Origin of the sequence: Shewanella corallii (assembly GCF_023349125.1) — a bacterium.
Lineage (GTDB): Bacteria > Pseudomonadota > Gammaproteobacteria > Enterobacterales > Shewanellaceae > Shewanella > Shewanella corallii.
The window spans coordinates 524,414-550,433 of sequence record NZ_JAKIKT010000001.1; the positions used below are offsets into that span (position 1 = coordinate 524,414).

General features: G+C 51.9%; 25 protein-coding genes. 6 read left to right on the top strand and 19 right to left on the bottom strand.

Annotation, left to right across the window (positions count from 1 at the left end; genetic code table 11):
- Positions 1–8: 8 nt before the first annotated feature.
- The 12 genes from ybeD to leuS form a co-directional block, all read right to left on the bottom strand.
- Positions 9–287 carry a DUF493 family protein YbeD gene (ybeD, locus tag L2725_RS02175; protein ID WP_248934241.1) on the bottom strand — a complete coding sequence of 93 codons (279 nt, stop codon included), beginning with the start codon at positions 285–287 and terminating at the stop codon, positions 9–11.
- 397 nt (positions 288–684) lie between these two features.
- The gene (locus L2725_RS02180) at positions 685–1,863 is read right to left on the bottom strand and encodes a serine hydrolase (protein WP_249247431.1); all 1,179 of its coding nucleotides are present in this window, start codon (positions 1,861–1,863) and stop codon (positions 685–687) included.
- 279 nt (positions 1,864–2,142) lie between these two features.
- On the bottom strand, positions 2,143–2,949 hold the full coding sequence (locus tag L2725_RS02185; protein ID WP_249247433.1) for a septal ring lytic transglycosylase RlpA family protein: 807 nt from the start codon (positions 2,947–2,949) through the stop codon (positions 2,143–2,145).
- Entirely contained in the window at positions 2,930–3,928 is a 999-nt protein-coding gene (gene mltB / locus L2725_RS02190) for a lytic murein transglycosylase B (protein WP_249247434.1), read from the bottom strand. Before mltB ends, L2725_RS02185 begins: the two co-directional genes overlap by 20 nt.
- Positions 3,929–3,962: 34 nt before the next feature.
- Positions 3,963–5,069, bottom strand: coding sequence for a rod shape-determining protein RodA (gene rodA / locus L2725_RS02195; protein ID WP_248934244.1), 1,107 nt, complete (start codon positions 5,067–5,069; stop codon positions 3,963–3,965).
- Complete coding sequence (mrdA, locus tag L2725_RS02200; RefSeq protein ID WP_249247436.1) at positions 5,066–6,925, bottom strand: penicillin-binding protein 2; 1,860 nt, start codon at positions 6,923–6,925, stop codon at positions 5,066–5,068. The genes rodA and mrdA overlap by 4 nt, the downstream gene beginning before the upstream one ends.
- A gap of 60 nt (positions 6,926–6,985) precedes the next feature.
- Positions 6,986–7,456, bottom strand: a complete 471-nt coding sequence (gene rlmH, locus L2725_RS02205; RefSeq protein WP_115138040.1) for a 23S rRNA (pseudouridine(1915)-N(3))-methyltransferase RlmH — start codon at positions 7,454–7,456, stop codon at positions 6,986–6,988.
- Positions 7,456–7,782 (bottom strand): ribosome silencing factor, encoded by a 327-nt coding sequence (rsfS, locus tag L2725_RS02210; protein ID WP_115138039.1) that lies wholly within the window; start codon positions 7,780–7,782, stop codon positions 7,456–7,458. Before rsfS ends, rlmH begins: the two co-directional genes overlap by 1 nt.
- Positions 7,783–7,881: 99 nt before the next feature.
- A complete protein-coding gene (gene nadD / locus L2725_RS02215; protein WP_249247437.1) occupies positions 7,882–8,541 on the bottom strand; it encodes a nicotinate-nucleotide adenylyltransferase in 660 nt (219 codons plus the stop codon).
- A 35-nt stretch (positions 8,542–8,576) separates the two neighbouring features.
- The gene (gene holA, locus L2725_RS02220; RefSeq protein ID WP_249247976.1) at positions 8,577–9,611 is read right to left on the bottom strand and encodes a DNA polymerase III subunit delta; all 1,035 of its coding nucleotides are present in this window, start codon (positions 9,609–9,611) and stop codon (positions 8,577–8,579) included.
- Positions 9,611–10,138 (bottom strand): LPS-assembly lipoprotein LptE, encoded by a 528-nt coding sequence (locus L2725_RS02225; protein ID WP_249247438.1) that lies wholly within the window; start codon positions 10,136–10,138, stop codon positions 9,611–9,613. The genes holA and L2725_RS02225 overlap by 1 nt, the downstream gene beginning before the upstream one ends.
- Positions 10,139–10,168: 30 nt before the next feature.
- Positions 10,169–12,748 carry a leucine--tRNA ligase gene (gene leuS / locus L2725_RS02230; protein ID WP_249247439.1) on the bottom strand — a complete coding sequence of 860 codons (2,580 nt, stop codon included), beginning with the start codon at positions 12,746–12,748 and terminating at the stop codon, positions 10,169–10,171.
- Between the two features lie 300 nt (positions 12,749–13,048).
- On the opposite strand from leuS, the gene L2725_RS02235 reads away from it, so the two are divergent.
- The 3 genes from L2725_RS02235 (at position 13,049) to L2725_RS02245 (ending at position 16,279) form a co-directional block, all read left to right on the top strand.
- Positions 13,049–13,549 carry a zinc ribbon-containing protein gene (locus L2725_RS02235; protein ID WP_115138034.1) on the top strand — a complete coding sequence of 167 codons (501 nt, stop codon included), beginning with the start codon at positions 13,049–13,051 and terminating at the stop codon, positions 13,547–13,549.
- Positions 13,550–13,819: 270 nt separating this feature from the next.
- Positions 13,820–14,950 (top strand): pyridoxal phosphate-dependent aminotransferase, encoded by a 1,131-nt coding sequence (locus L2725_RS02240; protein WP_249247440.1) that lies wholly within the window; start codon positions 13,820–13,822, stop codon positions 14,948–14,950.
- A 123-nt stretch (positions 14,951–15,073) separates the two neighbouring features.
- Positions 15,074–16,279, top strand: a complete 1,206-nt coding sequence (locus L2725_RS02245; protein WP_249247441.1) for an EAL domain-containing response regulator — start codon at positions 15,074–15,076, stop codon at positions 16,277–16,279.
- Positions 16,280–16,343: 64 nt separating this feature from the next.
- On the opposite strand, the gene L2725_RS02250 is transcribed toward L2725_RS02245, so the two are convergent.
- The gene (locus L2725_RS02250) at positions 16,344–16,634 is read right to left on the bottom strand and encodes a DUF6482 family protein (protein ID WP_115138031.1); all 291 of its coding nucleotides are present in this window, start codon (positions 16,632–16,634) and stop codon (positions 16,344–16,346) included.
- A gap of 166 nt (positions 16,635–16,800) precedes the next feature.
- On the opposite strand from L2725_RS02250, the gene L2725_RS02255 reads away from it, so the two are divergent.
- A complete protein-coding gene (locus L2725_RS02255) occupies positions 16,801–17,757 on the top strand; it encodes a hypothetical protein (protein ID WP_249247442.1) in 957 nt (318 codons plus the stop codon).
- A 35-nt stretch (positions 17,758–17,792) separates the two neighbouring features.
- Here the strand turns inward: L2725_RS02255 and lnt are convergent, their stop codons facing one another.
- The 6 genes from lnt to L2725_RS02285 form a co-directional block, all read right to left on the bottom strand.
- Complete coding sequence (gene lnt, locus L2725_RS02260; RefSeq protein ID WP_249247443.1) at positions 17,793–19,358, bottom strand: apolipoprotein N-acyltransferase; 1,566 nt, start codon at positions 19,356–19,358, stop codon at positions 17,793–17,795.
- A complete protein-coding gene (corC, locus tag L2725_RS02265) occupies positions 19,359–20,237 on the bottom strand; it encodes a CNNM family magnesium/cobalt transport protein CorC (protein WP_115138028.1) in 879 nt (292 codons plus the stop codon). It abuts the gene before it with no gap.
- Between the two features lie 29 nt (positions 20,238–20,266).
- On the bottom strand, positions 20,267–20,728 hold the full coding sequence (gene ybeY / locus L2725_RS02270; protein ID WP_249247444.1) for an rRNA maturation RNase YbeY: 462 nt from the start codon (positions 20,726–20,728) through the stop codon (positions 20,267–20,269).
- Entirely contained in the window at positions 20,718–21,758 is a 1,041-nt protein-coding gene (locus tag L2725_RS02275; RefSeq protein WP_115138026.1) for a PhoH family protein, read from the bottom strand. The genes ybeY and L2725_RS02275 overlap by 11 nt, the downstream gene beginning before the upstream one ends.
- Before the next feature lie 133 nt (positions 21,759–21,891).
- Positions 21,892–23,319, bottom strand: coding sequence for a tRNA (N6-isopentenyl adenosine(37)-C2)-methylthiotransferase MiaB (miaB, locus tag L2725_RS02280; protein WP_248934256.1), 1,428 nt, complete (start codon positions 23,317–23,319; stop codon positions 21,892–21,894).
- A 142-nt stretch (positions 23,320–23,461) separates the two neighbouring features.
- On the bottom strand, positions 23,462–23,758 hold the full coding sequence (locus L2725_RS02285; protein ID WP_115138025.1) for a hypothetical protein: 297 nt from the start codon (positions 23,756–23,758) through the stop codon (positions 23,462–23,464).
- A gap of 230 nt (positions 23,759–23,988) precedes the next feature.
- Here L2725_RS02285 and L2725_RS02290 point away from each other — a divergent pair, with 230 nt between their 5' ends.
- The gene (locus tag L2725_RS02290; RefSeq protein ID WP_249247977.1) at positions 23,989–25,161 is read left to right on the top strand and encodes an FAD-dependent oxidoreductase; all 1,173 of its coding nucleotides are present in this window, start codon (positions 23,989–23,991) and stop codon (positions 25,159–25,161) included.
- Positions 25,162–25,362: 201 nt separating this feature from the next.
- Positions 25,363–25,950, top strand: a complete 588-nt coding sequence (gene pth / locus L2725_RS02295) for an aminoacyl-tRNA hydrolase (RefSeq protein ID WP_249247446.1) — start codon at positions 25,363–25,365, stop codon at positions 25,948–25,950.
- Positions 25,951–26,020 lie beyond the last annotated feature (70 nt).

Sequence of the window (26,020 nt, forward strand, 5' to 3'; positions counted from 1 at the left end):
CAAATGAATTATAGAACCCGCTTAACGCCTTCGATGGCTGCCAGTTCGGTATACAGGGTCTCAACCATCTCTTTGTTTTCCACTGTGACGCGGATGGTGATTGAGTAGTAGGTACCCTTGCTTGATGCCTTGGTGCTTGGCACATAGTCACCCGGTACATGCTTCTGTACTACGGCAACCACACGGTCTGCCAGAGTGTCATCTGCATCGCCCACTACCTTGTATGGGAAAGAAGCCGGAAACTCCATCAGCTCTTCAAAACGGGTATTCAGATCGGAATTAGTCATGGTGAACTCTCTAAATCGGGTGTAATGAATCCAATATGGTGCTTATTGTACGCTTTTCAAGTGCAGGCAGTGAGAGCGCGCAATAAAAAAGCCACCCGCAGGTGGCTTTCTCTGGATTTATACCAATTTCATTTAATAGTTGATCTGTTTCAGCGGGAATTCAATGCGCTTGAGACAAGACGAGTCGGCGAAGCCATAGTGGTTCTATGTCAAGGCGACTCAACACAGTATCAAGTGCATTGAAGCCCGCACTCCGTGAGCGTGTCAGGCATCCTGCTTCTGTGTTGCATTGCTCTTAAAGGGAACCACCCTTATTCAATCAATGCGCCTTGAATCAGAATCCCTGACGCGCTCTGAATTGATCAGACTATTAATGAAGTTGGTATGCCTGCCGGAATTAACCGAACCAGCTGGCAAACAGTTGCTTGAAGTAGTCCATCAGCTTGCTGAACCAGCTACCTTCATTCACCTCTTCCAGGGTAACCAGAGGGAACTGGGCAACATCTTCACCGTTCAGTTGGAAGTACAGACGACCCACCACTTCACCTTTGCCCATAGGCGCAGTCAGTTCTTTGGTCAGTTCATAATGAGCCTGCAGATTCTTACCCTGACCACGGTTGATGGTGATAGGGGTGTCAGTCATTACGCCCAGCTTCACCTGTTCTTTGTCACCGAACCAGATACGCTCTTCGGTAAAGGTTTCACCGGCCTTGAATGGGGTTACAGTTTCAAAGAAACGGAAACCATAGTTCAGCAGTTTTTTGCTTTCAGCTGCACGGGCGTTGGCGCTCTTGGTGCCCAGTACCACGGCGATTAAACGCATATCGTCTTTAGTGGCAGAGCTCACCAGGTTGTAGCCTGCACCTGAGGTGTGGCCGGTTTTAATGCCATCAACGTTCAGTGACTTGTCCCACAGCAAGCGGTTACGGTTGTACTGAGGGATATTGTTGTAGGTGAACTGCTTCTCGCTGTAAATCTTGTACTCATCTGGTACGTCACGGATCAACGCTGCGCCCAGCAGTGCCATATCATAGGCAGTGGTTTTCTGGTCGTCAGAGTCCAGGCCATGTGAGTTCTCAAAGTGAGAGTCAGTCATGTTCAGCTGCTTGGCCCAGGAGTTCATCAGGTCAACGAAGGCGCCTTCGGTACCGGCAATATGCTCGGCCATGGCCACACAGGCATCGTTACCTGACTGAATGATGATGCCTTTATTCAGTTCAGAGACTTTAACCTTGGTGCCCACCTCGATAAACATCTTGGAGGAGTCAGGGAAGTTCTTGGCCCAGGCGTTCTTGGAGATCTGGACTTCATCATCCGGGTTGACGTTACCACGCTTGATCTCCTGACCGATAACGTAGCTGGTCATCATCTTGGTCAGGCTGGCTGGGTTCAGGCTTTCATAGGCGTTGTTCTCAGCAATCACCTTACCTGTGTTGTAATCCATCAGCACATAGGCTTTGGCGGCCACATCCGGGGAGTCCGGAATGACCATAGGTGCTGCCTGAGTTGCAACGGAAACGGCAAGCCCGGTAAACACCAGGATGGCTTTCAAAGGTCCTTTGACAAAATTCTTCATTACTTCAGTACGTCTTTTGGTTGTATTGGGTTCGGAACTGCAAACTGCAGCGGAGTATATCACTATCTACAGTGGGATTTTAATTAGCGGCTGTTCATCTTACGCGCTGACCAACACTGCAAATTGTTTGAATTTGTTAGCAACAACAGCAAGCCTGTTTAGCAATGGGTCAATTCCTGCTCAATACCCGCTTACTTGCCCCCATGTGTTATTAAACAAATAAAATGCTCAAAAGTTCACACCAATGAGGTATTCATTTACATAGAGGGGGCGGATTGATTACTTGGCTGGTGGTGGCGTGACCAAAAAGCTCTCGGGAAAACCGTCGGCTCGCAGGGTTTCCAGCAGTTTATTGGCCAGGGTTAACTGGCCAACCGGACCAAGCTGCAGCCGATAAATCTCACCTTGCTGTTGCAGGCGCGACTGTAACTGGTGTTTGGCCTCCAGTTCAGCGGCCAGGGTTGCGAGTCTGGCTTTGTCTTTGGATGCGACCAGCTGAATATAGTAGGTCTGTTCGCCTGTCAGCTCTGCCAGTTGGGGAACCTGGGGGCTGGCGATATAGATGGCTTCCACTTCCACATTGGCGGTGCCGGTTTTCAGCATATCCAACCTGGCTGCGGCAGCATAAGACAGATCGATAATCCGCCCCCCATGGAAAGGGCCACGGTCATTCACACGCACGATTACCTGTTTGCCGTTGTCGCGGTTGGTCACTTTGACATAGCTGGGCAGCGGCAGGGTTTTGTGAGCGGCAGTCATGGAGTACATGTCATAGCGCTCACCATTGGAGGTCAGGTGGCCATGGAACTTGGCACCATACCAGCTGGCGACACCTTTTTCGGTGTAGCCCTGGCTGGTTGGCATCACATCATAGGTTTTGCCAAGTACTGTGTATCGGCGGTTGCCCTGACGGCTGTATGGTTCAAACCTGGGTTGGGCGTTTTCTACTTTGGTGACGTCAGGTGCATTACTCGGGGCCTCATCGTCCGCCATATCGTAACGTCCACCACCGGAGCAGCCTGCCAGTAGGGCAGAGGTAGAAAGCAGGCCGCACAGCAGCAGGGTTTTAGCTTTGGTCATGGGCATGTTTAAGTTGTTCACTGAATTGGTAGACCGCCATAGCGTATAATGGGCTGCGATTATAACGGGTGATCACATAAAAGTTCTTCAGTCCCAGCCAATATTCCGCACTGTCTGCCTGTTCCAGCGCCACCAACATCGCTTTTTGGCTGGCGTTGAGATCCTGATTCTTCTTCAGGCTCAAATCCGGGCTGAGGATATCTGCAACGGTCAGATTAAGCCGCTCGCCACTCCACACTTTGGCTTTTGGCGTTCCTTCGTTCACCAATGGCAAAACCACAGGTTCGCCGGCCTGCCAGCCGTGTTCATGGAAGTAGTTGGCGACGGAGCCGATGGCATCCACAGGGTTGGTCAGCAGATCCCGCTGGCCATCACCGTCAAAGTCCACGGCGTAATGACGATAGCTTGAGGAGATAAACTGGCCATAGCCCATGGCACCTGCGTAAGAGCCTTTGAGTTCATCCAGAGGTAATTTTTCCTCTTTAATCAGTTGCTGCAGCTGGCCCAGTTCAGAGCGGAAGAAGTCGGCCCGGGGGGGATAATGGAAGCCAAGAGTATAGAGGGCATCCAGTACAGGGTATTTACCCATGTAACCGCCATAGAAGGTCTCGATACCGATAATGGCAACAATCACCTGTGGGTCGACACCATAGGTTTTGGCCGCACGGGCGATGGTTTGCTCATGCTCATTCCAGAACTTAAGACCTGCTGCCAGACGTTTTTCGGTCAGGAAAATCGGATAATAAACATGCCATGGTTTGGCTTCCCATGGTCGGGAAATGGCATCCAGCACATCCTGGTTGAGTTTGGCATCGGCCAGAAATGCTTCAGTTTCGGCTTGGGTAAAGCCTTTGGCTTGCTGCTCTTTGATAAAGTCAGCAGTCAGCGTCTTGGTGTCCAGAGGCTCAGCAACAGCGACTGAGCCAAGCAAGAGGGCGCCTATTGGAGCGAAGAGTGGCGCGAGTAACGAGGAGATTCTTGTCATTCCGGTGATTCTCTTTTCCGTTGTGTGCTTTGGTTTAACGGTCGATAAAGCGTCTGTGAGTGTGAATACTCATCAGAATTCCGAAGCCCGTCATCAGTGTCAGCATGGAGGTTCCCCCATAACTGATCAGCGGTAGTGGAACCCCCACTACAGGCAGAATACCTGACACCATACCAATATTTACAAATACATATACAAAGAATGTCAGTGTAATGGAGCCAGCCAGCAGGCGGGCAAAGCTGGTTTGCGCACGGGACGCGATAGTCAGTCCCCTGGCGATGATAAACACGTAGAGGGCCAGCAACAGCAGAATACCAATTAAGCCAAACTCCTCACCTATCACGGCGAAGATAAAGTCGGTGTGACGTTCCGGCAGAAATTCCAGCTGTGACTGAGTACCTTCCAGCCAGCCCTTGCCCCAGAATCCGCCCGAGCCGATGGCAATTTTAGACTGGATAATGTGGTAACCGGCACCCAGAGGGTCTTTCTCAGGATCCAGCAGGGTCAGCACCCGGGTGCGTTGGTAGTCGTGCATAAGGAAGAACCAGAGGATGGGCAGAAACGCAAGTACGGCCAGCAATACCCCGCCTACAATGGTCCAGCTCATACCGGACAGAAAGAGCACAAATACCCCCGACGCGGCAACCAGAATCGAGGTACCCAGATCCGGCTGACTGGCGATAAGCAGGGTTGGTATCAGCAAAATAGCCACCCCCCCGGCAAGATGTCGCTTTTTGGGAGGAAGGGGGAACTTACTGATAAACCAGGCCATGGTAATGGGGAAGGCCAGCTTCATCAGCTCTGATGGCTGGAACTCCATAAAGCCCAGGTTTAACCAGCGCTGTGCCCCTTTGTTGATCTCGCCAAAGAAGTGAACCGCCAGCAGCAGGATAACGCCTATTACATAGATGGGCAGTGCCCACCGACGCAGCACTTCCGGGTTGATTTGGGCTACGGTCAACATTACCAGCAAAGACAACCCCATGCGGATCATCTGCCTGTCCATCATCGCCAGGCTGCCACCGCTTGCTGAATAGATCACAAACAGGCTGAAGCAAAACAGGATCAAAATGCCGCCCAGCAGTGGCAGGTCAATATGGATGCGTTGCCAAAAAGTTTGGCGACTTGGATGCGCACTCATTCTTTGGTCGGCTCCTTGGTGTCGCGAAGAATATATTCATCCAGCATGGCGCGGGCCACAGGACCTGCGTTGGCGCCACCCCAACCGGCGTTTTCCAGCACTACAGCCAATACGATTCTGGGGGTTTCATAGGGGGCATAAGCCACAATCAAGGCGTTATCCTTGAGGCGCTCATCGATGTTTTCGGCATCGTATTTGGCGTCCTGGGCCACAGAGAATACCTGAGCAGTACCTGTCTTCATGGCCGCCGTATATTTGGCGTCGGTGAAACGGGATTTGTGGGCGGTCTGCTGCATGGCGTCATTAATAATGTCCCAGTTTCTGGGATCTTTGAGCACAACAGGCGGCATCTCATCTACAGGGGTTTTGAGCGTGCCATCGTTCTGAGTCACCGCCTTCATCAGGTGAGGAGAAAAGCGTCTCCCCTTGTTGGCAACAATGGCAGTGGCGGCAGCCAGCTGCAGTGGGGTTGTGGTCCAGTAGCCCTGACCAATACCCACAGAGATGGTGTCACCAATCCACCAGGGCTGGTTGTAGCGGGCTCGCTTCCAGTCCCGTGACGGCATAATGCCGGAGGCTTCTTCATAAATGTCCACATTGGTGGGCTGACCGAAGCCAAACTGGGTCATAAACTCGGAGATCTTGTTGATACCCAGCTTGTATGCCATGTCGTAAAAGTAGGTATCACAGGAGTCGATAATGGAGTGGTATACATCCACCCAACCGTGGCCCCAACGCTTCCAGTCCCGGTATTTGTGGTCAACGCCGGGAATTTGCCAGAAGCCGGGATCCCAGATGCGGGTTTTCTCGGTGACTGTGCCCTCTTCCAGTCCCAGCAGCGCCATAATGGGTTTTACTGTCGATGCTGGTGCGTACTGGCCCTGAGTGGCTCGGTTGATCAGTGGACGGGAGCGGTTGTTCAGCAGTGCGCTGTAGGCTTTGGCGCTGATGCCGTGAACAAACTGATTGGGGTCATAGCTGGGGCTTGAAGCCAGCGCTAAAATCCCACCATCTCTTGGATCGATAGCCACAATACTGCCGCGGCGGCCGTCCAGCAGTTCCTGGGCTTTTTGCTGCAACTTCAAATCTATTGTGAGATAGATATCCTGACCCGGCTCGGGCTCAGAGACTTTAAGGGTACGTATGGTGCGGCCACGGTTGTTCACCTCTTCTTCAAGGTGCCCCGGTTTGCCGTGCAGTACCGGCTCATAGAATTTTTCAATGCCCTGCTTGCCAATAAACTTGGTCCCGGCGTAATCACTCCAGTCGCCACTGCGTTCAAGTGATTCACGGTCACGGGAGTTAATGCGGCCCACATAGCCAAGGGCATGGGTCAGGGTGCTGCCGTAGGGGTAATAACGTTTTAGACCTGCTTCCACTTCCACACCGGGAAACTTGTGCTGATTAACACTGAATATGGCGACCTCTTCCTCAGTCAGGCGGGCTTTCAGGGTTAAAGGCTTAAAGCGTCTGTGATGCTTGAGAGACTTGGTGAAGTCCTCTTTTTCATCTTCGCTGATGTCAATAATCGCTGCCAGTCCATCTATAGTGCCGGGGATATCTTTGACACTCTCTGGGACCAGTTCAAGCGAGTAGAAAGGTTGGTTTTCTGCCAGCAATACGCCGTGCCTGTCGTAGATCAGACCGCGGCTTGGAGGCAAAGGCAGTACCCGGATGCGGTTGTCATCTGAACGGGTGGTGTAATCGTTGAATGAGGTGACCTGCAGGTGATAAAGGTTACCCAGCAGGATGGACACCATGAGAATGACGCAAACAAAAGTAAACAGCGCCCGGCGCTTAAACAGCGACGCCTCAGCTGCGTGATCATGCATGGTAATGCGCTTTCTTGGCGACACTTATGCTCTCCGACCAGTTTACGGGCCACAAATTTGTGGCCAAGTCTTGATTAGCGAGTATTACTCTCTGTGATACGGGTGGTTGTTGTTGATGCTCCAGGCCCGATAAAGGCTCTCTGCCACCACAATCCGTACCATGGGATGGGGCAGGGTCAGAGCTGACAGACACCAGCTTTGTGCGGCAGCGGCTTTACATGCCGGCGCCAAGCCTTCGGGTCCGCCAATCAAGAGGCTGACATCCCGACCATCCAGTTGCCACTTTTCCAGCTGTGTCGCCAGTTGTGGCGTCGTCCAGTGCTTGCCGGGCAGATCCAGGGTGACAATGTGGTTGCCTTTGGGGATTGCCGCCAGCATCAACTCCCCTTCCTTTTGCAGGATGCGGGCGATATCAGCGTTTTTACCACGCTTACCTGCCGGGATCTCAATCAGTTCCAACGCCATATCCCGGGGGAAACGGCGTTGGTACTCCTCGAAGCCACGGGTTACCCAGTCCGGCATTTTGGTGCCGACTGCCACGAGTTGCAGCTTCATCAGGCGCCTTCAGACCAGAGCTTTTCAAGCTGGTAGAAGTCACGGGTTTGTTCCTGCATGACATGCAGAATCACACCGCCGAAGTCCACCAAAACCCACTCAGAGCCATCACGGCCTTCAACACCCAGAATTTCAATATTGGCCTGCTTGGCTTCTTTCACCGCGTACTCCGCCATGGAACGCACGTGAGTACTGGAAGTACCTGAGCAGATCACCATGTAATCAGTGATAGTAGATTGGTTGGAAACGTCAAAGGTAACAATATCTTTGGCTTTCAGGTCGTCGACTTTATCGACAACAAATGCTTTCAACTCCGCGCTTTGCACGTAAGAGTCCTCATCAATAATTCAAAAACAGCCGCACATTATACGGCAACAATATCAGGTAAGCGACCAATCACTACAGGGGCCGAACGGTTGAATTGGTCAGTCTGGCCGGGACAGATAGAGGTTGTGAGCCTGAATATAATCGGCTACTTCCTTTGGCATCATGGCCGCCGGTAAGTTCCCCTGCTGCAGTTGAGTCCGGATTTCCGTGGAGGAGATATCCTGTGGCGGGACGTCCAGCATCTGGATCTGCCCTGTACTGCCACGGCTGAGTTGGCTGACTATTTGGGCCTGTACCTGCCCGGGCAGCTGGCTGATTTCAAGCTGCCACCCTGGCCGGATCGCGACCAGCAGGCTGCACAGCCCGGTCAGTTGCTGCCACTCGTGCCATAAATGCAGGGACAACAGACTGTCCATACCCATCAGGAATACGAAGTCACAGTCAGGGTACCTTTGCTTGAGGATCTTGAGAGTGTTGACCGAATAGCTGGGAGTGCCGGAAGCCGCAAGCTCAAGCTCAATATCACAGAGGCTGAATCCACTATGGACGTCGCACACGGCGCGGGCCATCGCAAGGCGATGCACAGAGTCAGTTATCTCGCCATCCTTGTGGGGCGGAATGGCATTGGGCATTAACCAGATTTCATCCAGTCCGAGCTGTTTATGGGCTTCCAGAGCGGGTTTAAGGTGGCCGTAATGTATAGGGTCAAAGGTGCCGCCCAACAGACCAATCCAACGGCGGGGTGAGGTTTGTGCCATATCTCAGCCGTTCCTGCTGTGGACAATAAGGTGCATCAGCACACCTCGATATGAGCAAGTTGTCTGTGGGCGGTTGGGTCAAACAGTAAACACAGATGACTCAGGCCTACCCAGTCCTCTTCGCCTTGCTGTTTCAGCTTGGTTTCCAGATTGGCAGCCACCGCCAGCATCTTCTCTATTTGCAGTAGATTCAATCGATTCAATGCAGATTGATACAAAGGCTTACGCTTATCCCAAATGCGCAGACTGCTCCACATAGCGTTCAGATTGGTACCGGCTTCCTGAGCAGACTTGAGTTTGAGCAGAAGCGCCAGTTCTTTAAACAGTGCCCACAGTACAATAGGCATGGCGGTGCCCTCAGCTTTCAACTGAGACAGCATGTGCATGGCCCGGCTCTTGTGGTTCTCAAGCAGGGCATCGGACAGCTGGAACACACTGAATCTGGACTGGTCTTCGAAATAGTGGCTCAGCTCTTCTGCCGTCAGCTCTTTTTCATTGGCCAGCAGTTTAAGTAACTTGAGTGCCTGATCTGCCGCCAGCAGGTTGCCTTCGTACAGGTTAAACAGCATGGCTTCAGCATCGCGGTTGAGCTTGAGTTTCAGTTCGCGAATGCGGTCAACCAGCCAGCGTTGAAATTGGGCTCCCTCAGGCGTGGTGCAGGGCAGATATATGCCCTGAGCATCCAGAGCTTTAAACCACTTGGTTTTGGTTTGATCCATCCCCAGTTTGGGCCCCATCAACAGCAGTATGGTGTCCGGGGTTGGGTGGGCGACCAGCTGCTGCAGCATGGCTGCACCATCTGTACCGGGTTTGGCGTTGGCCAGATGCAGCTCGATGATACGACGGGAAGCAAACAGGCTCATGGCCTGAAACTCCTGCTCCACCTGACTCCACTGGAATCCTGTGTCCTGGGTATCCAGGGTGATACGTTCATCGAAGCCCTGATTGCGGGCAGCGGTGAGAATCTGCTGCTTACAGTTGTCTGCCAGCCAGGGATCATCACCGAATACCAGATAAACAGATTTGAGCTTGGTCAGTTGAGCGGCAAGTTGATTGGGGTAAACCCGCATCATTTCACCTCAATGGAGGAGAGGGTCTGTACGATTCGGTCGGCAGCCTGAATTCGCATCTCTTTGGTCAGCAAATCCATTTCGCGGCTTTTAGCCAGTGCTGTACGGGGGTCATCCAGATAATCACGGCGAATTTCCACATTGTAGAAACCGGGATCACTGTCTGGCAGGGCGACAGCAAACTCAACCTGATAGATGAGTTCATACTCAGCCACGTTACCTGTTGGGTAAAGTGACAAAGTGGCGCGCTCCAGTGAGTCACGGATCAGGCGCAGGTCGGCAACATCTTTGCTGGCACTGTCGACCAGGTTGACGTTACTCAAACGCAGACGTTCACGAACCAGACGTGTCAGTTCACTGTATTCGTCCTGACTGCTCAGGTGCAGCGTAGTCAGCTGCGGCGGGATCTGATAGCTCCGCTGCAGCTGAAAGCCACAACCGGCACTGGTCAAAATAACCAGTGCCAGCAGTACTGAGCCCAGTGCTTTAGGTGAAAAACTGTTGAATGACAGATTTTTTTTCAGCATAAGCTTAGGGATTTCCTTATTGGCTCAGAATTAGTTGGCTACTATGTTCAGCAGCTTACCTGGTACATAGATGACCTTGCGGACAGTCTTGCCTTCGGTGTGCTTCTGAACCTGCTCTTCGCCCATACCCAGAGCCTCAACCTCTTCCTTGCTGGCATCAGCAGCAACAGTGATTTTGGCGCGCAGTTTACCGTTCACCTGAACCACGATCAGCTTGGAATCTTCAACCAGAGCGGCTTCGTCAACTTCTGGCCAGCGAGTGTCTTCGATGTTGCCTTCGTTGCCCAGCTCGTTCCACAGATTGAAGCTCAGGTGTGGAGTGATTGGGTACAGCAGACGAACAACCGCTGACAGGGCCTCAGCCATCAGGGCACGGTCCTGCTCAGATTCAGTAGAAGCCTTCTGCAGGTGGTTCATCAGTTCCATCACTGCTGCAACGGCGGTGTTGAACATCTGACGACGGCCGATGTCATCGGATACCTTGGCGATGGTCTTGTGCAGTTCACGACGCAGGTTTTTCTGATCTGCGCTCAGTGACGCCACATCCAGGGCGGCAACCGGTCCTGCAGCAATATGGTCGTGAGCCAGTTTCCACAGACGCTTGATAAAGCGGTGTGCACCTTCCACGCCAGACTCTTGCCATTCCAGAGTCAGCTCTGGAGGCGCAGCGAACATCATAAACAGACGCACGGTATCAGCACCGTACTTCTCAACCATCACCTGAGGGTCGATACCATTGTTCTTGGACTTGGACATCTTGCTCATGCCGGTGTACACCAGCTCATGGCCTTCATTGTCCACACACTTGGTGATACGGCCCTTTTCGTCGCGCTCTTCAACGGTCACATCCAGCGGAGAAACCCAAACACGGGCACCTTTTTCGTTGGTGTAGTAGAAGGCGTCAGCCAGTACCATGCCCTGAGTCAGCAGTTGCTTGGCTGGCTCATCAGAGTTCACCAGGCCAGCGTCGCGCAGCAGCTTGTGGAAGAAGCGGAAATACAGCAGGTGCATACAGGCGTGCTCGATACCACCGATATACTGGTCAACCGGCAGCCAGTAGTTGGCCTTGGTTGGGTCCAGCATTTCGTCAGCTTGTGGGCTGCAGTAGCGGGCGTAGTACCAGGAAGACTCCATAAAGGTGTCAAAGGTGTCGGTTTCACGCAGAGCTGGCTGACCGTTTACTGTGGTCTTAGCCCACTCTTTGTCCGCCTTGATTGGGCTCTGGACACCGTCCATTACCACATCTTCAGGCAGGATAACCGGCAGCTGATCTTCAGGGGTTGGAATAACGGTACCGTCTTCCAGGGTCACCATTGGAATCGGTGCGCCCCAGTAACGCTGACGGGATACACCCCAGTCGCGCAGACGATAGTTAACCTGACGCTTGCCTTTGCCTTCTGCAGACAGTTTGGCGTCGATAGCATCAAAGGCTGCCTGGAACTCCAGACCGTCAAACTCACCAGAGTTAAACAGTACGCCTTTCTCTGTGTAAGCCGCTTCAGAGATATCGACTTCGCCGTCAGCAGGCTTGATAACCGCTTTCAGATTCAGGCCGTACTTTTTGGCAAACTCATAGTCACGCTGATCGTGTGCAGGTACAGACATTACCGCGCCGGTACCATAGTTCATCAGCACGAAGTTGGCAGCAAATACCGGTACTTCTTCACCAGTCAGTGGGTGGATGGCTTTCAGGCCGGTATCCACACCCAGCTTGTCCATGGTCGCCAGCTCGGCTTCAGTGTTGTTGGCGTTTTTGCACTCACCAACAAAGGCTTTCAGGGCTGGGTTGGTTTCAGCTGCCTTTTCAGCAAGAGGGTGCGCAGCAGCGATAGCCACATAGGTCACGCCCATCACAGTGTCAGGACGGGTAGTGTAGATATCGAAAGTCTCGTCACTGCCAGCCACTTTGAAGGTCATTTCGATACCTTCACTGCGGCCAATCCAGTTACGCTGCATGGTCTTAACCTGATCAGGCCAGCCATCCAGAGTGTCGATATCGTTCAGCAGTTCTTCTGCATAGTCGGTGATCTTGATAAACCACTGAGGAATTTCTTTCTGCTCAACTGTGGTATCACAGCGCCAGCAGCAACCATCGATAACCTGCTCGTTGGCCAGTACAGTCTGGTCGTTAGGACACCAGTTAACGGAAGCGGTCTTTTTGTATACCAAGCCTTTTTCGTACAGCTTGGTGAAGAACCACTGTTCCCAACGATAGTACTCTGGGGTGCAGGTCGCGATTTCACGGCTCCAGTCATAGCCAAAGCCCAGCAGTTTCAGCTGGTTCTTCATGTACTCAATATTTTCATAAGTCCATGGGGCTGGCGCAGTTTTGTTGTTGATCGCGGCATTCTCAGCTGGCAGACCGAAGCTGTCCCAACCGATTGGCTGCATCACGTTCTTACCCTGCAGACGCTGGAAGCGGGATACTACGTCACCAATGGTGTAGTTACGTACGTGACCCATGTGTAGTCGACCGGATGGATACGGGAACATGGACAGGCAGTAAAACTTTTCTTTGTTTGGGTCTTCGGTGACTTCGAAGGTTTTCTTATCGGCCCAGTGCTTTTGCACCAATGGCTCGATAGCTGAAGGATTGTATTGTTCTTGCATCGATCTCTTCCGGCCTTGCCGCTTGATTTTTGATCTTGCGCCAGTTACTGCGCAATTGGATCTGCATAGAATAAACCAAGAGCGCTTTATACCCAAGTAAGGAAGCAGCAGGAGATTGCTTTAATTTACATACAGAGATGCTTTGGCCGGTTTTGACCGAAAATCGAAATTCCTGATTAAGATTTTTACACTTGCCCAGAGGGATTGTTTTGGGAGTAAACTGGATACAGGGCATAAAGATTTTTTAGTGTGTCTGATATCGACCGACCAGGCCGGATTTGAGGAAAAGGAGTAAGACTCATGAGTGACAAGAGTGCAGCACTGTTGGCCCTTTACCAAAAGCTCATCGATCAGGTTAAAGCTGAATATGCCAAAGACCCTGAGTTGACGACCAAAGACCTGTTGGCGTCAGTCACCAGTGGTCGTGAGTTTCTGACGCTCAGGGAGAGCGCGGATGAAACAGAGCTTGGCTTGGTGGAACACTTTCTTAAGCGCGATATCATCAGCTTTTTGGCTGAGCAACATGCAGGAGACGTCAGCTACAGTCCAACTTTGTTGTCGATGGAAAGTACGTTCTGGCACTGGCTAAGCGAGATTACCGACCGCAGTCAGGTCGAGTGGCATGAGCTGGCTCAGGATCTGAAAACTGAAGGCCATTATCACAGTGGCGAGATTATCAATCAGGGCAAAGTGATCTGCACTCAGTGTGGTCACGCCATGAGTATCGAGTTTCCCGGTGTGATCCCCGACTGCCCTGAGTGTGACAATGGCGAGTTTGTCCGTGAGGCGTTGGCTCCATAGCGCACTTGCTAAAGATTATTCCCAATAAACCCTGCTGAGAGGCCGGGACAACTCATTCTTTCCAGCAGGAACCAGCTTGCGACAAGGTTCCTGCTGACTGTTTTTCTATACTCACCTGCATAACTACTCACCTGCATAACTACTCACCAAATTCATCTTTGATCGCATAAATATTGTGACTGTTCGCAACTAATTGAACTAATACTCTGGTGTTTACCAAGGCTTTTTCTAAGATGCCTAAAAATAAAAATTCAAATAAAGGTAAACTCTATGCAACTGTCCCGTCGCCACTTTCTCTCTGCTGGTGCTGCTGTGGGCACGCTGGCTCTGGCTGGCTGTCAATCCTCATCTGTCCCTGTTGCTGCAGCTATGCCTGCTCAAACCGGCCCTTTGGCGCTGAATTTCAATGAAAACAGTCTTGGGTTACCGGCCTCTTCCATGAAGGCGTTGCAACAGGCCCTGCCCGGTGCATTCCGTTACCCTGATGCTGCCAGGACTGAACTGATGCAGTCACTGGCCACTCATTATGGCGTTCAGACCAATCAGTTGATCTATGGCAATGGCTCATCTGAGATTTTGAAAATGAGTCTGGATGCCATGGCGGCAGATGGCGCTCAGCTGGTGATGCCAGACCCCACCTTTGGCGTGATTGAAGACTATGCCCTTGCCCGGGGTATGAAAGTGGTGAAGGTACCAGTCACCGCCGGTTTGCAGACAGATATCGCCGGTATGAAAGCCGCTGTGGCAGCTCACCCGGGGAAATCTGTGGTGTACCTGTGTAACCCCAATAACCCAACCGGCTTGTTGTTGCCGGGTGCTGAGCTGAATCAATGGCTGGAGCAGGGATCGGATAAGCTCGAATTTATTATCGACGAGGCCTATGCCGAGTATGTGCAGGATGCTGATTTTGTATCTGCCATTTCTCAGGTGAAAGCGGGTAATCCTCATATTGCCGTGGCCAGAACCTTCTCTAAAATTTATGCCCTCGCGGGTCTGCGGGTCGGTTACGGTATTGCTGAAGTCAGTATGCTTGAGCGTATGGCGGCACAGGCCAGTATAGATAATGCCAACATTGCGGGCTGCGTGGCCGCAAAAGCGGCGCTGGAAGATAGCAGTTGGGTTGAGCTGAGCATCAAGAGCAACCAGCAGTCACTGCAATTGGTGATGGAAACTCTGGCAGCTTTGGGCCTGGAAGCCTTGCCCTGCAACGCCAATTTTATTTTCCACAAGGTGAATGGCGATACTTCTGTGTATCAGAAACGTATGGAAGAGGCGGGTATCCTGGTGGGTCGAAGCTTTAGCCACACCAATGGCTGGAATCGCTTGTCGCTGGGACGTCCTGATGAGATGGTGACTTTCTGTAAAACCCTGATCCGTTTCCGTCAGCAAGGCTGGGTCTGATTTTTATTTTGTTGCAGGGTAACCTCTATCCTGCAACTTTCCGCTGTTTTCACTCCCATTCTTTTTGCAAAACCGCCTTCTTTTACTAGTTTTAAAAGCACAACTTTCATTATCTGCACGCCTATGTTGAAGGATAAACATATAGTAGTCATTGACGACTCACGGGCCATTCTTTTATTGCTGCAATCCATGCTCGATAAACAGGGTTACCATCAGGTTACCTGTGTGGATTGTGCAGCCAAGGCCATCAAAGCGATTGACCGAAATCCCGCAAAATATGCCTTGCTGCTTACCGATCTGAATATGCCTGATATGGATGGTATGCAGCTATTACGTAAGCTGGGAGAAATTGAGTTCAAAGGGGCGGTGGGGATCATCTCAGAGATGGAGCCCAGAATCATTACTCTCGCTGCCGAGATTGCCCAGCATCACAGGTTGAGATTGATTGGTTGTGTGCCCAAGCCGATCCAACCAAATGATCTGAACGGACTGCTGCTGAAAGCTGAAGAACTGATGGGCGATGTCCGTAAAGACAAACAGGAGCTCAGCAAGGCTGAACTGCTTGAGGCTCTGGATAAGGGGTGGGTTACCCCTTACTACCAGCCTAAGGTCAATATGGTGACCAATAAGGTGGATAGTGTTGAAGTGCTGATGCGTATCAAGCGTCCCGGAGAGGTAAACGCCATCACTCCCTGGCGGTTTATCGAAGCCGCGGACAGGCATGGTTTGCTGGATGCCATGACATTTCAGTTGATCCATAAGGCATGTCAGTCCGGTCACTACCTTAAGCAGATATTCGGGGAGCAGGTCAAACTGGGGATTAACCTGTCGCCTCCCCAACTGGAGCAGGAGGGGTTGGTTGAACGTCTGGAGTCTGCCTTTAAGGAAGAGGGCGTGATGATTGATAAGGTGGTGCTGGAGATCACTGAAGAAAGAGCGCTGAGAAATGCGCGGCAACTGGAAACGCTTAATCGTTTACGAATGCGCGGTTTTGGTGTGTCTCTGGATGATTTCGGCACAGGTTTTACCAATGTAAATCAACTGCGAACCCTGCCATTTTCCGAGGTAAAAATCGACAGGAGCCTGATTATCAATATCCATCGTGACGCATTCTGTCAGGCTGTGGTGCACTCATTGACGGATATTGCAAAGCAACTGGATGTTACCCTGGTCGCGGAAGGGATTGAGCAAGTAGAAGAGCTGAAATACCTGATTGATAACTGTGACCAGATGGTGGTTCAGGGATATCTGATTTGTCTGCCCAGACCGGTTGAAGCACTGTCAGCCTGGTACTCAAGCTGGCAAAAACAGTTTGTCAGTATGCAGTAACAGCGCAAGCCCTGAATACAAAAGTTAAGCTGAGCCCACAGCAGGGCTCATTCCTGATGAATCATTACAGCCCGACTGTATAACGGCTGGAAGATGATTCAGTTTGTCCTACCATTTCATCGTACGCAGTCTGGAGTTGCACCGTAGCGGTTTTTACCCCTATGGATGCCAATGCGTGTTCAGCTTCGCTAATAGAGTTGTAAGTTATCAGCTCGCCACGTTTGCTTTTCAATGCATGAAACAACCCATGCCCATCCTCAAGACCTGCCAAATAGTGATTGCTGTCCGCATAGCTGATGATCATAGCTTCACCCTGACCATGCTGAATTTGTTGCATAAGTTGTTCTGCCAGCATTTAAGCTCTCCTGTTTGTCCATTCCTGAATTGTTACGCAGGCAGAGTGAAAAACGTTCAGTCTAATTACCACCTTTGCTGATCGTCCGCCGACAGGGGGCGTAGTTAAAGGTAGAGTGAGACTTGAACCGCAAAGGCTCCATTTATCCCCTGATGGGAGACGTTGCATGAAACTGATACTGCTTATCTTCATTCTGCTTGCTGGCCACGCTCAGGCTGATGACCTTCTCCATGTTGGTGGTGCAGAGCTTGAAGTGCACTTTGATGATGGATTTGATGCCAGTGAGAGGCAGGTCGTGACACGCTGGCTGGAGCGCTACAGTCAGGCATTGGCTGGGCTTTATGGTCGCTTTCCGGTAGAGCAGGCCAGGTACCAGATTAAACGGGCCAGCTATGGTAAAGGACCCGTGCCCTGGGCGGAGGTCCGAAGAGAAGGCGTAGAAGGGGTCAACTTTTACCTTGGCAAGGAGCTGAGTTCATATAGCTTGATGGCGGACTGGACCGCTGCTCATGAGTTAAGCCACCTGCTGATGCCATACCCGGGGCGAAGTGATGTATGGCTATCTGAAGGGCTGGCCAGTTGGTATCAGGGCATACTGATGTTCAATGCGGGACTCAAGAGTGAGCAGGCGCTGTGGCAGGGGCTGATAGATGGATTTTCGCGGGCAGACAGCAGCCGATTTACCGGCAGGCTCAGTCAGGCGAGCAGGGAGATGAAGTCACAGCACAGTTACATGAGGGTTTACTGGGTAGGCGCGGCTTACTATTTGCAGATGGAGTACGCGCTGCAGCTGCATGGTGAACAGCTGTTGGCAGTACTGTCCAGTTACCAGAGCTGTTGCCGTAACGACAGCAGTTCTAAAACCGGGCGGGAGTTCATTACGGCTTTGGACGAGCAACTGGGGATGAGCCTGTTCAGTTATTATTATGATAAGTGGCGTGACAGCGAAAAGATGCCGGATGTCAGCTCAGCGCTGACGTGGTTCGGGGTATCCCAGGAAGATGGCCAGGTGGTGCTGGATAAAGAGCATATCAGTGCCATGCGGCGGGCTCAGCTCTACAAGTATCCGGTAGAGGTTCCTAAGTCCAGATTGTTGGCTCTGGGTGGACGTCGTCCCAAATGAAGAACGAAAAGACCGCCATGTGGCGGTCTTTTTTATCAGTCAGCGGACTTAGGCAATCCCAGCAGGCTAAGTCTTCTGGCAATACTCAGTGCCATCAGCACCACAGCCAGTGCCAGTACCGGCCATTGCCCCAGCTTGTTGAACCAGGTCATGCCGGTTACCAATGGCACCTCGGCGGTCAATACTCCAGCTTCAAACTGAGGCAGGGACTTAATCACATTCCCCTGATAGTCCACCACGGCGGTAACACCATTGTTGGTGGCTCGCAGTAAAGGCCTGCCCAGTTCCACCGCACGCATCCGGGCAATTTGCATATGCTGCAGAGGTCCGTTGGACTCGCCGAACCAGGCGTCATTGGAGACTGTCATCAGCATATCTGTGTTGCTGTGAACATTGTCTCTGACCTGCTCAGGGAAGGCGATTTCATAACAAATGGCCGGTGCCAGTTGATAACCCAGAGCGCTCAGGTTTGGCTGCTGATAGTCACCGCGGGCAAAGGAGGACATGGGCAGATTAAACAGGGGCGCAATCGGACGCAGTAGGTCCTCAAAAGGCACAAACTCACCTATGGGAAGTAAGTGGTGTTTGCGAAACTCATTGACGCCGTCACCCAGATAGTCGCCAGCAGCCTGCTGCTTACCAAAGTGGTTCCCCAGCACGATCAGTGAGTTATAAAACTTGTCCTGCTGGTAACTGATAATGCCTGTGATAATGGCTGCGTGATTCAGATTCGCGGCCTTATTGGCGTTCTCCAGAAAGTCATTGACCATATATTCAGGCGCCGGAATAGCCGCTTCGGGCCAAATCACAATATCGGCATCCAGCACAGGGCGGGACAAGTCCATGTATTTGAGCATGGTGGGCCACAGGTGATCAGGTTCCCACTTCATGCTTTGGGCGATATTGCCCTGCACCAGTGCGACCTTAACCTGTTTGTCCTGAGACACAATGTCATTCAGTGATGGCACCGCCAGGGTCACTGCCAGCAAGATTGGCAGGGCGATGGCCAATGGCTTCCAGCGCTTGCTCAGTGCCAGCAAGATGGCACCGGCCATAAAGGCCACCACAAAGCTTAATCCCAGAGTGCCTGTGATGGATGCCAGCGGCCGTAGCGGGCCATCAGTCTGGCTGTAGCCTGCCCACAGCCAGGGGAAGCCGGTCATTACCCAGCCCCGCAACCACTCTGTCAGCGTCCACAAGGCAGGGAACAGAGCCAGATAGCGCCAGTAGTCGTTGCGGCGGCTCAGTTTCTGAAGCAGACCACCGGCCAAAGCCGGATACAGCGCCAGATACAGTGCCAGCAGTGCCATCAGACCTATCGAGGCAACCAGCGGCAGACCGCCGTACCTGTCCATACTGACGTGCACCCAGCTGATACCAATACTGAAAGCGCCAAAGCCGAAGCTCAGCCAATAACCAAATGCAGCTTTAAAACTGTGTGTGGGCATACGCCAGAGGGCGAACGCCAGTGCGAGAGGATAGAGCACCCAAATATTGTAGGGCGCAAAAGCAAGAGCGGTACTGCCGCCGGCCGCATAGGCCGTGAGCAGTACCGCAACAGGATGGGACAAAAGTTTGTCCCGGGTCTTGGTCAACAGCATTTATTCTTCTGTCGGTTCAGCCTCTTCGGAGGCAGGCAGAGTTACCCTGAGTTGGATCAGGCGACGGGTATCAGCATTGATAACCTTAAACTCAATACCTTCAATAGTGATTTTTTCATTGCGCTCAGGCAGATGACCAAAGGCATGGGACACCAGACCACCAATGGTATCGAACTCTTCGTCACTGAACTGAGTGGCGAATTTTTCGTTAAAGTCTTCAACTGGAGTCAAAGCCTTTACCATATAGACACGGTTACTTACCTTACGGATTTCTGTTTCTTCTGCGCTGTCATGGTCGAACTCATCTTCGATTTCGCCCACGATCTCTTCAAGAATGTCTTCAATGGTGACCAAACCGGACACACCACCGTACTCATCCACTACGATTGCCATGTGGTAGCGTTGGGAGCGGAACTCCTTCAGCAGCACATCCACTCGCTTGCTCTCTGGCACTACTACCGCGGGGCGCAGCACCTTTGACAGGGCGAATGGTTCTTCGCTCATGTTAAAACCGTACTTGATCAGATCTTTTGCCAGCAAAATCCCTTCGATGTGGTCTTTGTCTTCATTCACCACAGGGAAGCGGGAGTGGGCAGAGGAGATCACAGTGGAGAGCAGCTCTTCGACTGTGTTGTTGATCTGAACGGCTACAATCTGGGCACGCGGGATCATAATGTCACGCACACGCAGATCGGAAACCTCCAATACACCTTTAATCATTTCACGGGTGTCTTCAGTGATCAGTTCACGCTGTTCAGCGTCGTGGATCACTTCCACCAGTTCTTCGCGATTCTGAGGCTCGCCCTGGAACAACTGGCTAACGCGATCAAACCAGTTCTTTTTAGAGGCGTTCGTACTCGGGGGGATGTCGTCACTCATAGTGTTGCTCTTAGCTTGTTTCAAGCTAATTATTGCTCCTTGTAAGGGTCTTCAAATCCAAGGCTTTCAACGATTTGAGTCTCGATAGACTCCATCTCTTCCGCCTCGGCATCTTCGATATGATCATAACCTAGCAGATGCAGACAACCGTGCACAACCATGTGTGCCCAGTGGGCTTCGACCGGCTTGTTTTGATCGGCAGCCTCATTTTCAACGACCTCGGCACAAATGACAAGATCTCCAAGCAGAGGCAGTTCAATTCCCGGCGGGGCTTCAAATGGGAAGGACAGCACATTGGTTGATTTGTCCTTGCCACGGTAGTCCCGATTCAGGGTTTGGCTTTCTTCGGCTTCCACAATGCGGATGGTGAGTTCCGCCTCGTCCATGGTGTTGCCCAGTGCTGCACGAACCCAGGTTTCAAACTGGGCTTCGCAGGGCAGGTTATAGCCCTCAACAGCGATTTGCAGGTCCATAGCCAAATCAAGACTCATGGCTGGTTTCCTCAATTTTGTACTGGCTGTCAGTCACACCTTTGGCGGCCTGAACTTTCTGGTCATGAGCTTCATAGGCTTCAACGATACGGGCAACCACAGGGTGGCGCACGACATCTTTTGCCTGGAAGAAGTTAAAGCTGATCTCTTCCACGTTGCCCAGTACTTCGATGGCGTGACGCAGGCCGGATTTGGCATTGCGTGGCAAATCGATCTGAGTGATATCACCTGTGATTACCGCCTTGGAGTTGAAGCCAATACGGGTCAGGAACATCTTCATCTGTTCAACTGTGGTGTTCTGGCTTTCGTCCAGGATGATAAAGGCGTCGTTCAGGGTGCGGCCACGCATATAAGCCAGTGGCGCGACTTCGATAACATTGCGCTCGATCAGACGTTCCACTTTTTCAAAGCCCATCATCTCGAACAGAGCGTCGTAAAGAGGACGCAGATAAGGGTCTACCTTCTGGCTCAGATCGCCGGGCAGGAAGCCCAGTTTCTCACCGGCTTCAACTGCAGGGCGGGTCAGCAGGATGCGGCGGATCTCCTGACGCTCAAGTGCATCAACCGCAGCGGCAACAGCCAGGTAGGTTTTACCTGTACCCGCCGGCCCAATACCAAAGGTGATGTCGTGGCGCACAATATTGGCTACATACTGACTCTGGTTTGGATTGCGAGGCTTAATTACGCCACGTCGGGTTTTGATATACAGCTCTTTATCGTCGCCGGGCTCTTCCACTTCCAGTGCGATGGCTTCCTGAATGGCAATATGCACCTGATCCGGCTCAAGGTCGGGAGTACTGCCCTTGACTGGCTGAGTTTCTACATAGAGCTCTTTCAGCAGATTGTTGGCGGTTAAGCAGTTGCGAGGCTGACCGACAATTTTAAAATGGTTGTTACGGTAGCTGATCTCTACGCCGATGCGGCGCTCGAGTTGTTTGATGTTGTCATCGAAGGGACCGCACAGTGATGCCAGACGGCGATTGTCGGCGGGTTCGAGGTACAAATTCATCGTATTTAATTTGCTGGACAACGAATGCTCCCTTGTTTGCATTGGTAAAACGGGTTGCTACTGAACGCATTGGACCCGTGTGTTGGCACTTATCTTACTCCCAAAAAACGGCAAGGGCGACCATGGGGCCGCCCTTTGTCATCTTGCTGAGATCTTACTCAGGAATGTACTGAGTTACGCCCAGATTGTCGTCTTGTTTGTGCTTGGCCAGAATGTCTGACGGACGCAGGTTGCGACGCAGATCCATCTCATCTTCACCACGGATAAAGTTACCGCGCAGAGAGTTAGGGAATACATCCACAATCTCCACATCCACAAAGCTGCCGATATGCTTTGGATCCGCCTCGAAGTTCACCACTCGGTTGGTTTCAGTACGGCCGCGCAGTTCCATTGGATTACGTACCGACGGACCTTCTACCAGAATACGCTGAACTGTGCCCAGCATATGGCGGCTGAAACGCATCGCTTGCTGAGTGATACGGTCTTGCAGAATTGCGAGGCGCTGCTTCTTCTCTTCCAGATCGACATCATCAGGCAAATCGGCTGCCGGCGTTCCCGGACGGGCACTGTAGATAAAGCTGAAGCTGTGGTCGAAGTTAACATCTTCAATCAGCTTCATGGTATCCATAAAGTCCTCCTGGGTTTCGCCCGGGAAGCCAATAATAAAGTCAGAGCTGATCTGAATATCAGGACGGGCCTGACGCAGACGGCGGATAATGGACTTATATTCAATGGCCATGTGGTTACGCTTCATCAGGGTCAGAATGCGGTCGGAACCAGACTGTACCGGCAGGTGCAGGAAGCTCACCAGCTCAGGGGTATCGGCGTATACGTCAATAATATCCTGAGTGAATTCAATCGGGTGGCTGGTGGTGAAGCGGATACGGTCGATACCGTCGATGGCCGCAACGTAACGCAGCAGCTCGGCAAAGCTACAGATCTCACCGTCGTGAGTGGCACCACGGTAAGCGTTTACGTTCTGACCCAGCAGGTTCACTTCACGTACGCCCTGTTCAGCCAGCTGAGCGATCTCCAGGATCACATCATCCAGAGGGCGGCTGACCTCTTCACCACGGGTATATGGCACTACGCAGAAAGAGCAGTATTTGCTGCAGCCTTCCATAATAGAAACGAACGCGGTCGGGCCTTCAGCGCGAGGCTCAGGCAGACGATCAAACTTCTCTACTTCGGGGAAAGAAACGTCGATAACCGCTTTTTCGCCACGGCGAACCTGTTCAATCATTTCCGGCAGACGGTGCAGAGTCTGGGGGCCAAAGATGATATCAACACACTGGGCACGCTCTTTAATTGCCTTGCCTTCCTGTGATGCTACACATCCGCCCACGCCGATGATCAGCTCAGGGTTTTTGTCTTTCAAGGTTTTCCAGCGGCCCAGCTGATGGAATACCTTTTCCTGAGCCTTTTCGCGAATCGAGCAGGTGTTCAGCAGCAGGATATCTGCGTCTTCTGCTTCTTCAGTCAGGGTATAGCCCTGAGCTTCGCCCAGCAGGTCGGCCATCTTGGATGAGTCATACTCATTCATCTGACAGCCCCAGGTTTTGATATGGAGTTTTTTACTCATCAGTGTGCTTCGCTCTTCGAACCAGGGTAAAAAATAGCGCGGTATTTTACCCATTCTGCCAGATACTGACCAGCATTTGTCCGAATTAATTTAGCCACTGACCTTACTGTCAAACCCCACAACCAGTGAGGGTTTGGCCGGATCACCTCACTGTAGAGGTTTGAGCCAAACCGCCCGACACTGGTACGTTCACCTCAAAGGCTTTGATCAGTGACAGGTTTTGCTGTTTGACTCTGTGGTAAGTATCGTTAGACAGGACATCAAGTTCCTGGATCAGCCATTCCTTGGTATCACGGGATAAGGCATAATCCACACTGTTTTCGTACAGCACTTCGATGCGCTCAATATTATCCAAAGAATAATGAGCTGGCTGCAAATTGGCACTGGCCGGTGCAGCTACAAAGAGGGCAAGTACAGCAGAGGCGAATAGTGTCTTCATAATATCCTCACTTATTACAGGTGCGAGTGGCTCAACGACGCGTTGAACTCATTTCAACGGCAAAAAGGTCAAGCCATGTAATGAGTGTAGGCAAGGAATTCCGGGTAGGCCCTGTGGGTTGTAAGTAAATATGTGTAATTCCCCGCCCGGAAATATTCAGACATAGTTCATTTGCTCACGGATAAAAGTGGGCATGAATAGAACAGGTAACACACTTGGACAGATCAGAGATGCAGGATGTAGTCATTATTGGTGGCGGCATGGTGGGCGCGGCAACCGCCATTGGATTGGGACAGTTGGGATACCGGGTTACCCTGATTGAGGCCTTTGAGCCCAAGCCATATGCTCCCGAGCAGCCGCTGGACTTGCGAGTCTCTGCTATCAGTGTTGCCTCTGAAAAGCTGCTTGACCGCCTTGGCGCACTGAATGCCATTCATGGGATGCGCAGCGTACCTTATATGGGGCTGGAAACCTGGGAGATGGAAGGCTTTATTACCCGCTTTCACGCTGACCAGATAAAGGCTTCGCACCTGGGACATATCGTCGAGAACCGGGTCATTCAGTTGGCGCTGTGGCAGCAGTTGGATACGGTCGAGTCTATTACCCTTAAGTGTCCGGTCAAAGTCAGCCGTTTCGAGCGTCGTGAAGACAGCATCAATGTCGTACTGGATGACGAGTCCGAGGTTGAGTGTCGTTTGCTGGTGGGAGCGGATGGTGCCAATTCCCAGGTCAGGGACTGGGCAGGTATCGGCGTGACCGGTTGGGAGTATGGTCAGCACGCCATGCTGATTAATATTGCTACTGGTTGTGAGCAGCAAGATGTTACCTGGCAACAATTTACCCCAAGTGGCCCACGTTCACTGCTGCCGCTGCCGGGCAAGTTTGCCTCTTTGGTCTGGTACGACTCGCCGGGAAGGATAAGACAGCTGAATCAACTCAGCCCGCCTGCACTGGAAGCCGAGATTAAAGCCCATTTCCCGGAACGTTTGGATAGAGACTTTACTGTGCTTGGTCGCGGCAGTTTCCCGCTGACCAGACGCCATGCTCAACAATATGTGGACGACAACCTGGTCATTCTCGGTGATGCCGCTCACACCATTAATCCGCTGGCGGGGCAGGGGGTGAACCTGGGCTTTAAAGATGTAGATGCACTGGTTGAACTGCTTGATAAAGCCAAAGGAGAAAGCGAGTGGTGGCGCCAGGCCAGCTTGCGCCGTTATCAGGACGCCAGATATAAGGATAACCTGCTGATGATGACCACAATGGATGCCTTCTATGCAGGTTTCAGCAATGATCTGCTGCCTCTTAAGCTATTGCGTAACGCCGCGCTGAAGCTCGCCGATAACGCCGGTGTAATAAAAGATAAGGTGCTTAAATACGCTCTGGGGCTGAACCAGTCTTAAGATTGCAACCTGGGTCGCATACATTCCGCTGAACGGGACTTTGAGGTCCCGTTTTTTGTTGCTCGAGGCGCGGCTTTCCAGAGGATTTGATGCTTATGCTGTCTGAAATTTGTTGCCTGCCGAGATTGAGTGTTAAAATGCCGCGTTTTTGAAAATTCAATGTGGAAAATACCGCCTTCAGGACGGTCACAAATAATAAGCATGAGTGAAATTAAACTGATTGTCGGCCTGGCCAATCCGGGCGCCGAATATGCCCAGACACGTCATAATGCCGGTGCCTGGTATGTGGAAGAGCTGGCGCGTATTTGCAACACCAGCCTGACGCCTGACAGCAAATATTTCGGCCTGACAGCCAGAGTCACTTTGCACGGCAAGGATGTACGCCTGCTGATCCCAACCACTTATATGAACTTAAGTGGTAAAGCGGTATCTGCGCTGGCCAACTTCTTCCGCATCGCGCCGGAAGAGATTTTGGTTGCCCATGATGAGCTGGATATGCTGCCTGGTATCGCCAAGTTCAAAAAAGGCGGCGGTCACGGTGGTCATAACGGCCTGAAAGATATCATCGCCAAAATGGGTAACAACAAAGATTTTTACCGTTTGCGCATCGGCATAGGTCATCCGGGTGACAAGAATAAAGTCGCGGGTTATGTGCTGAACAAGGCACCGCAGGCGGATCAGGAGAAGATTTTGGCTGCTGTGGATGAAGCTGTTCGTTCCACCGAAGTGCTGTTTAAAGACGGCATGGTGAAGGCACAAACCAGACTGCACAGCTTCAAAGCTGAGTAACTTTTTCTGCTTAAATATCGAGGGGCCCGCACCAGCGGACCTGAGCATTTTGGGTTTGGCACTCAGTTGG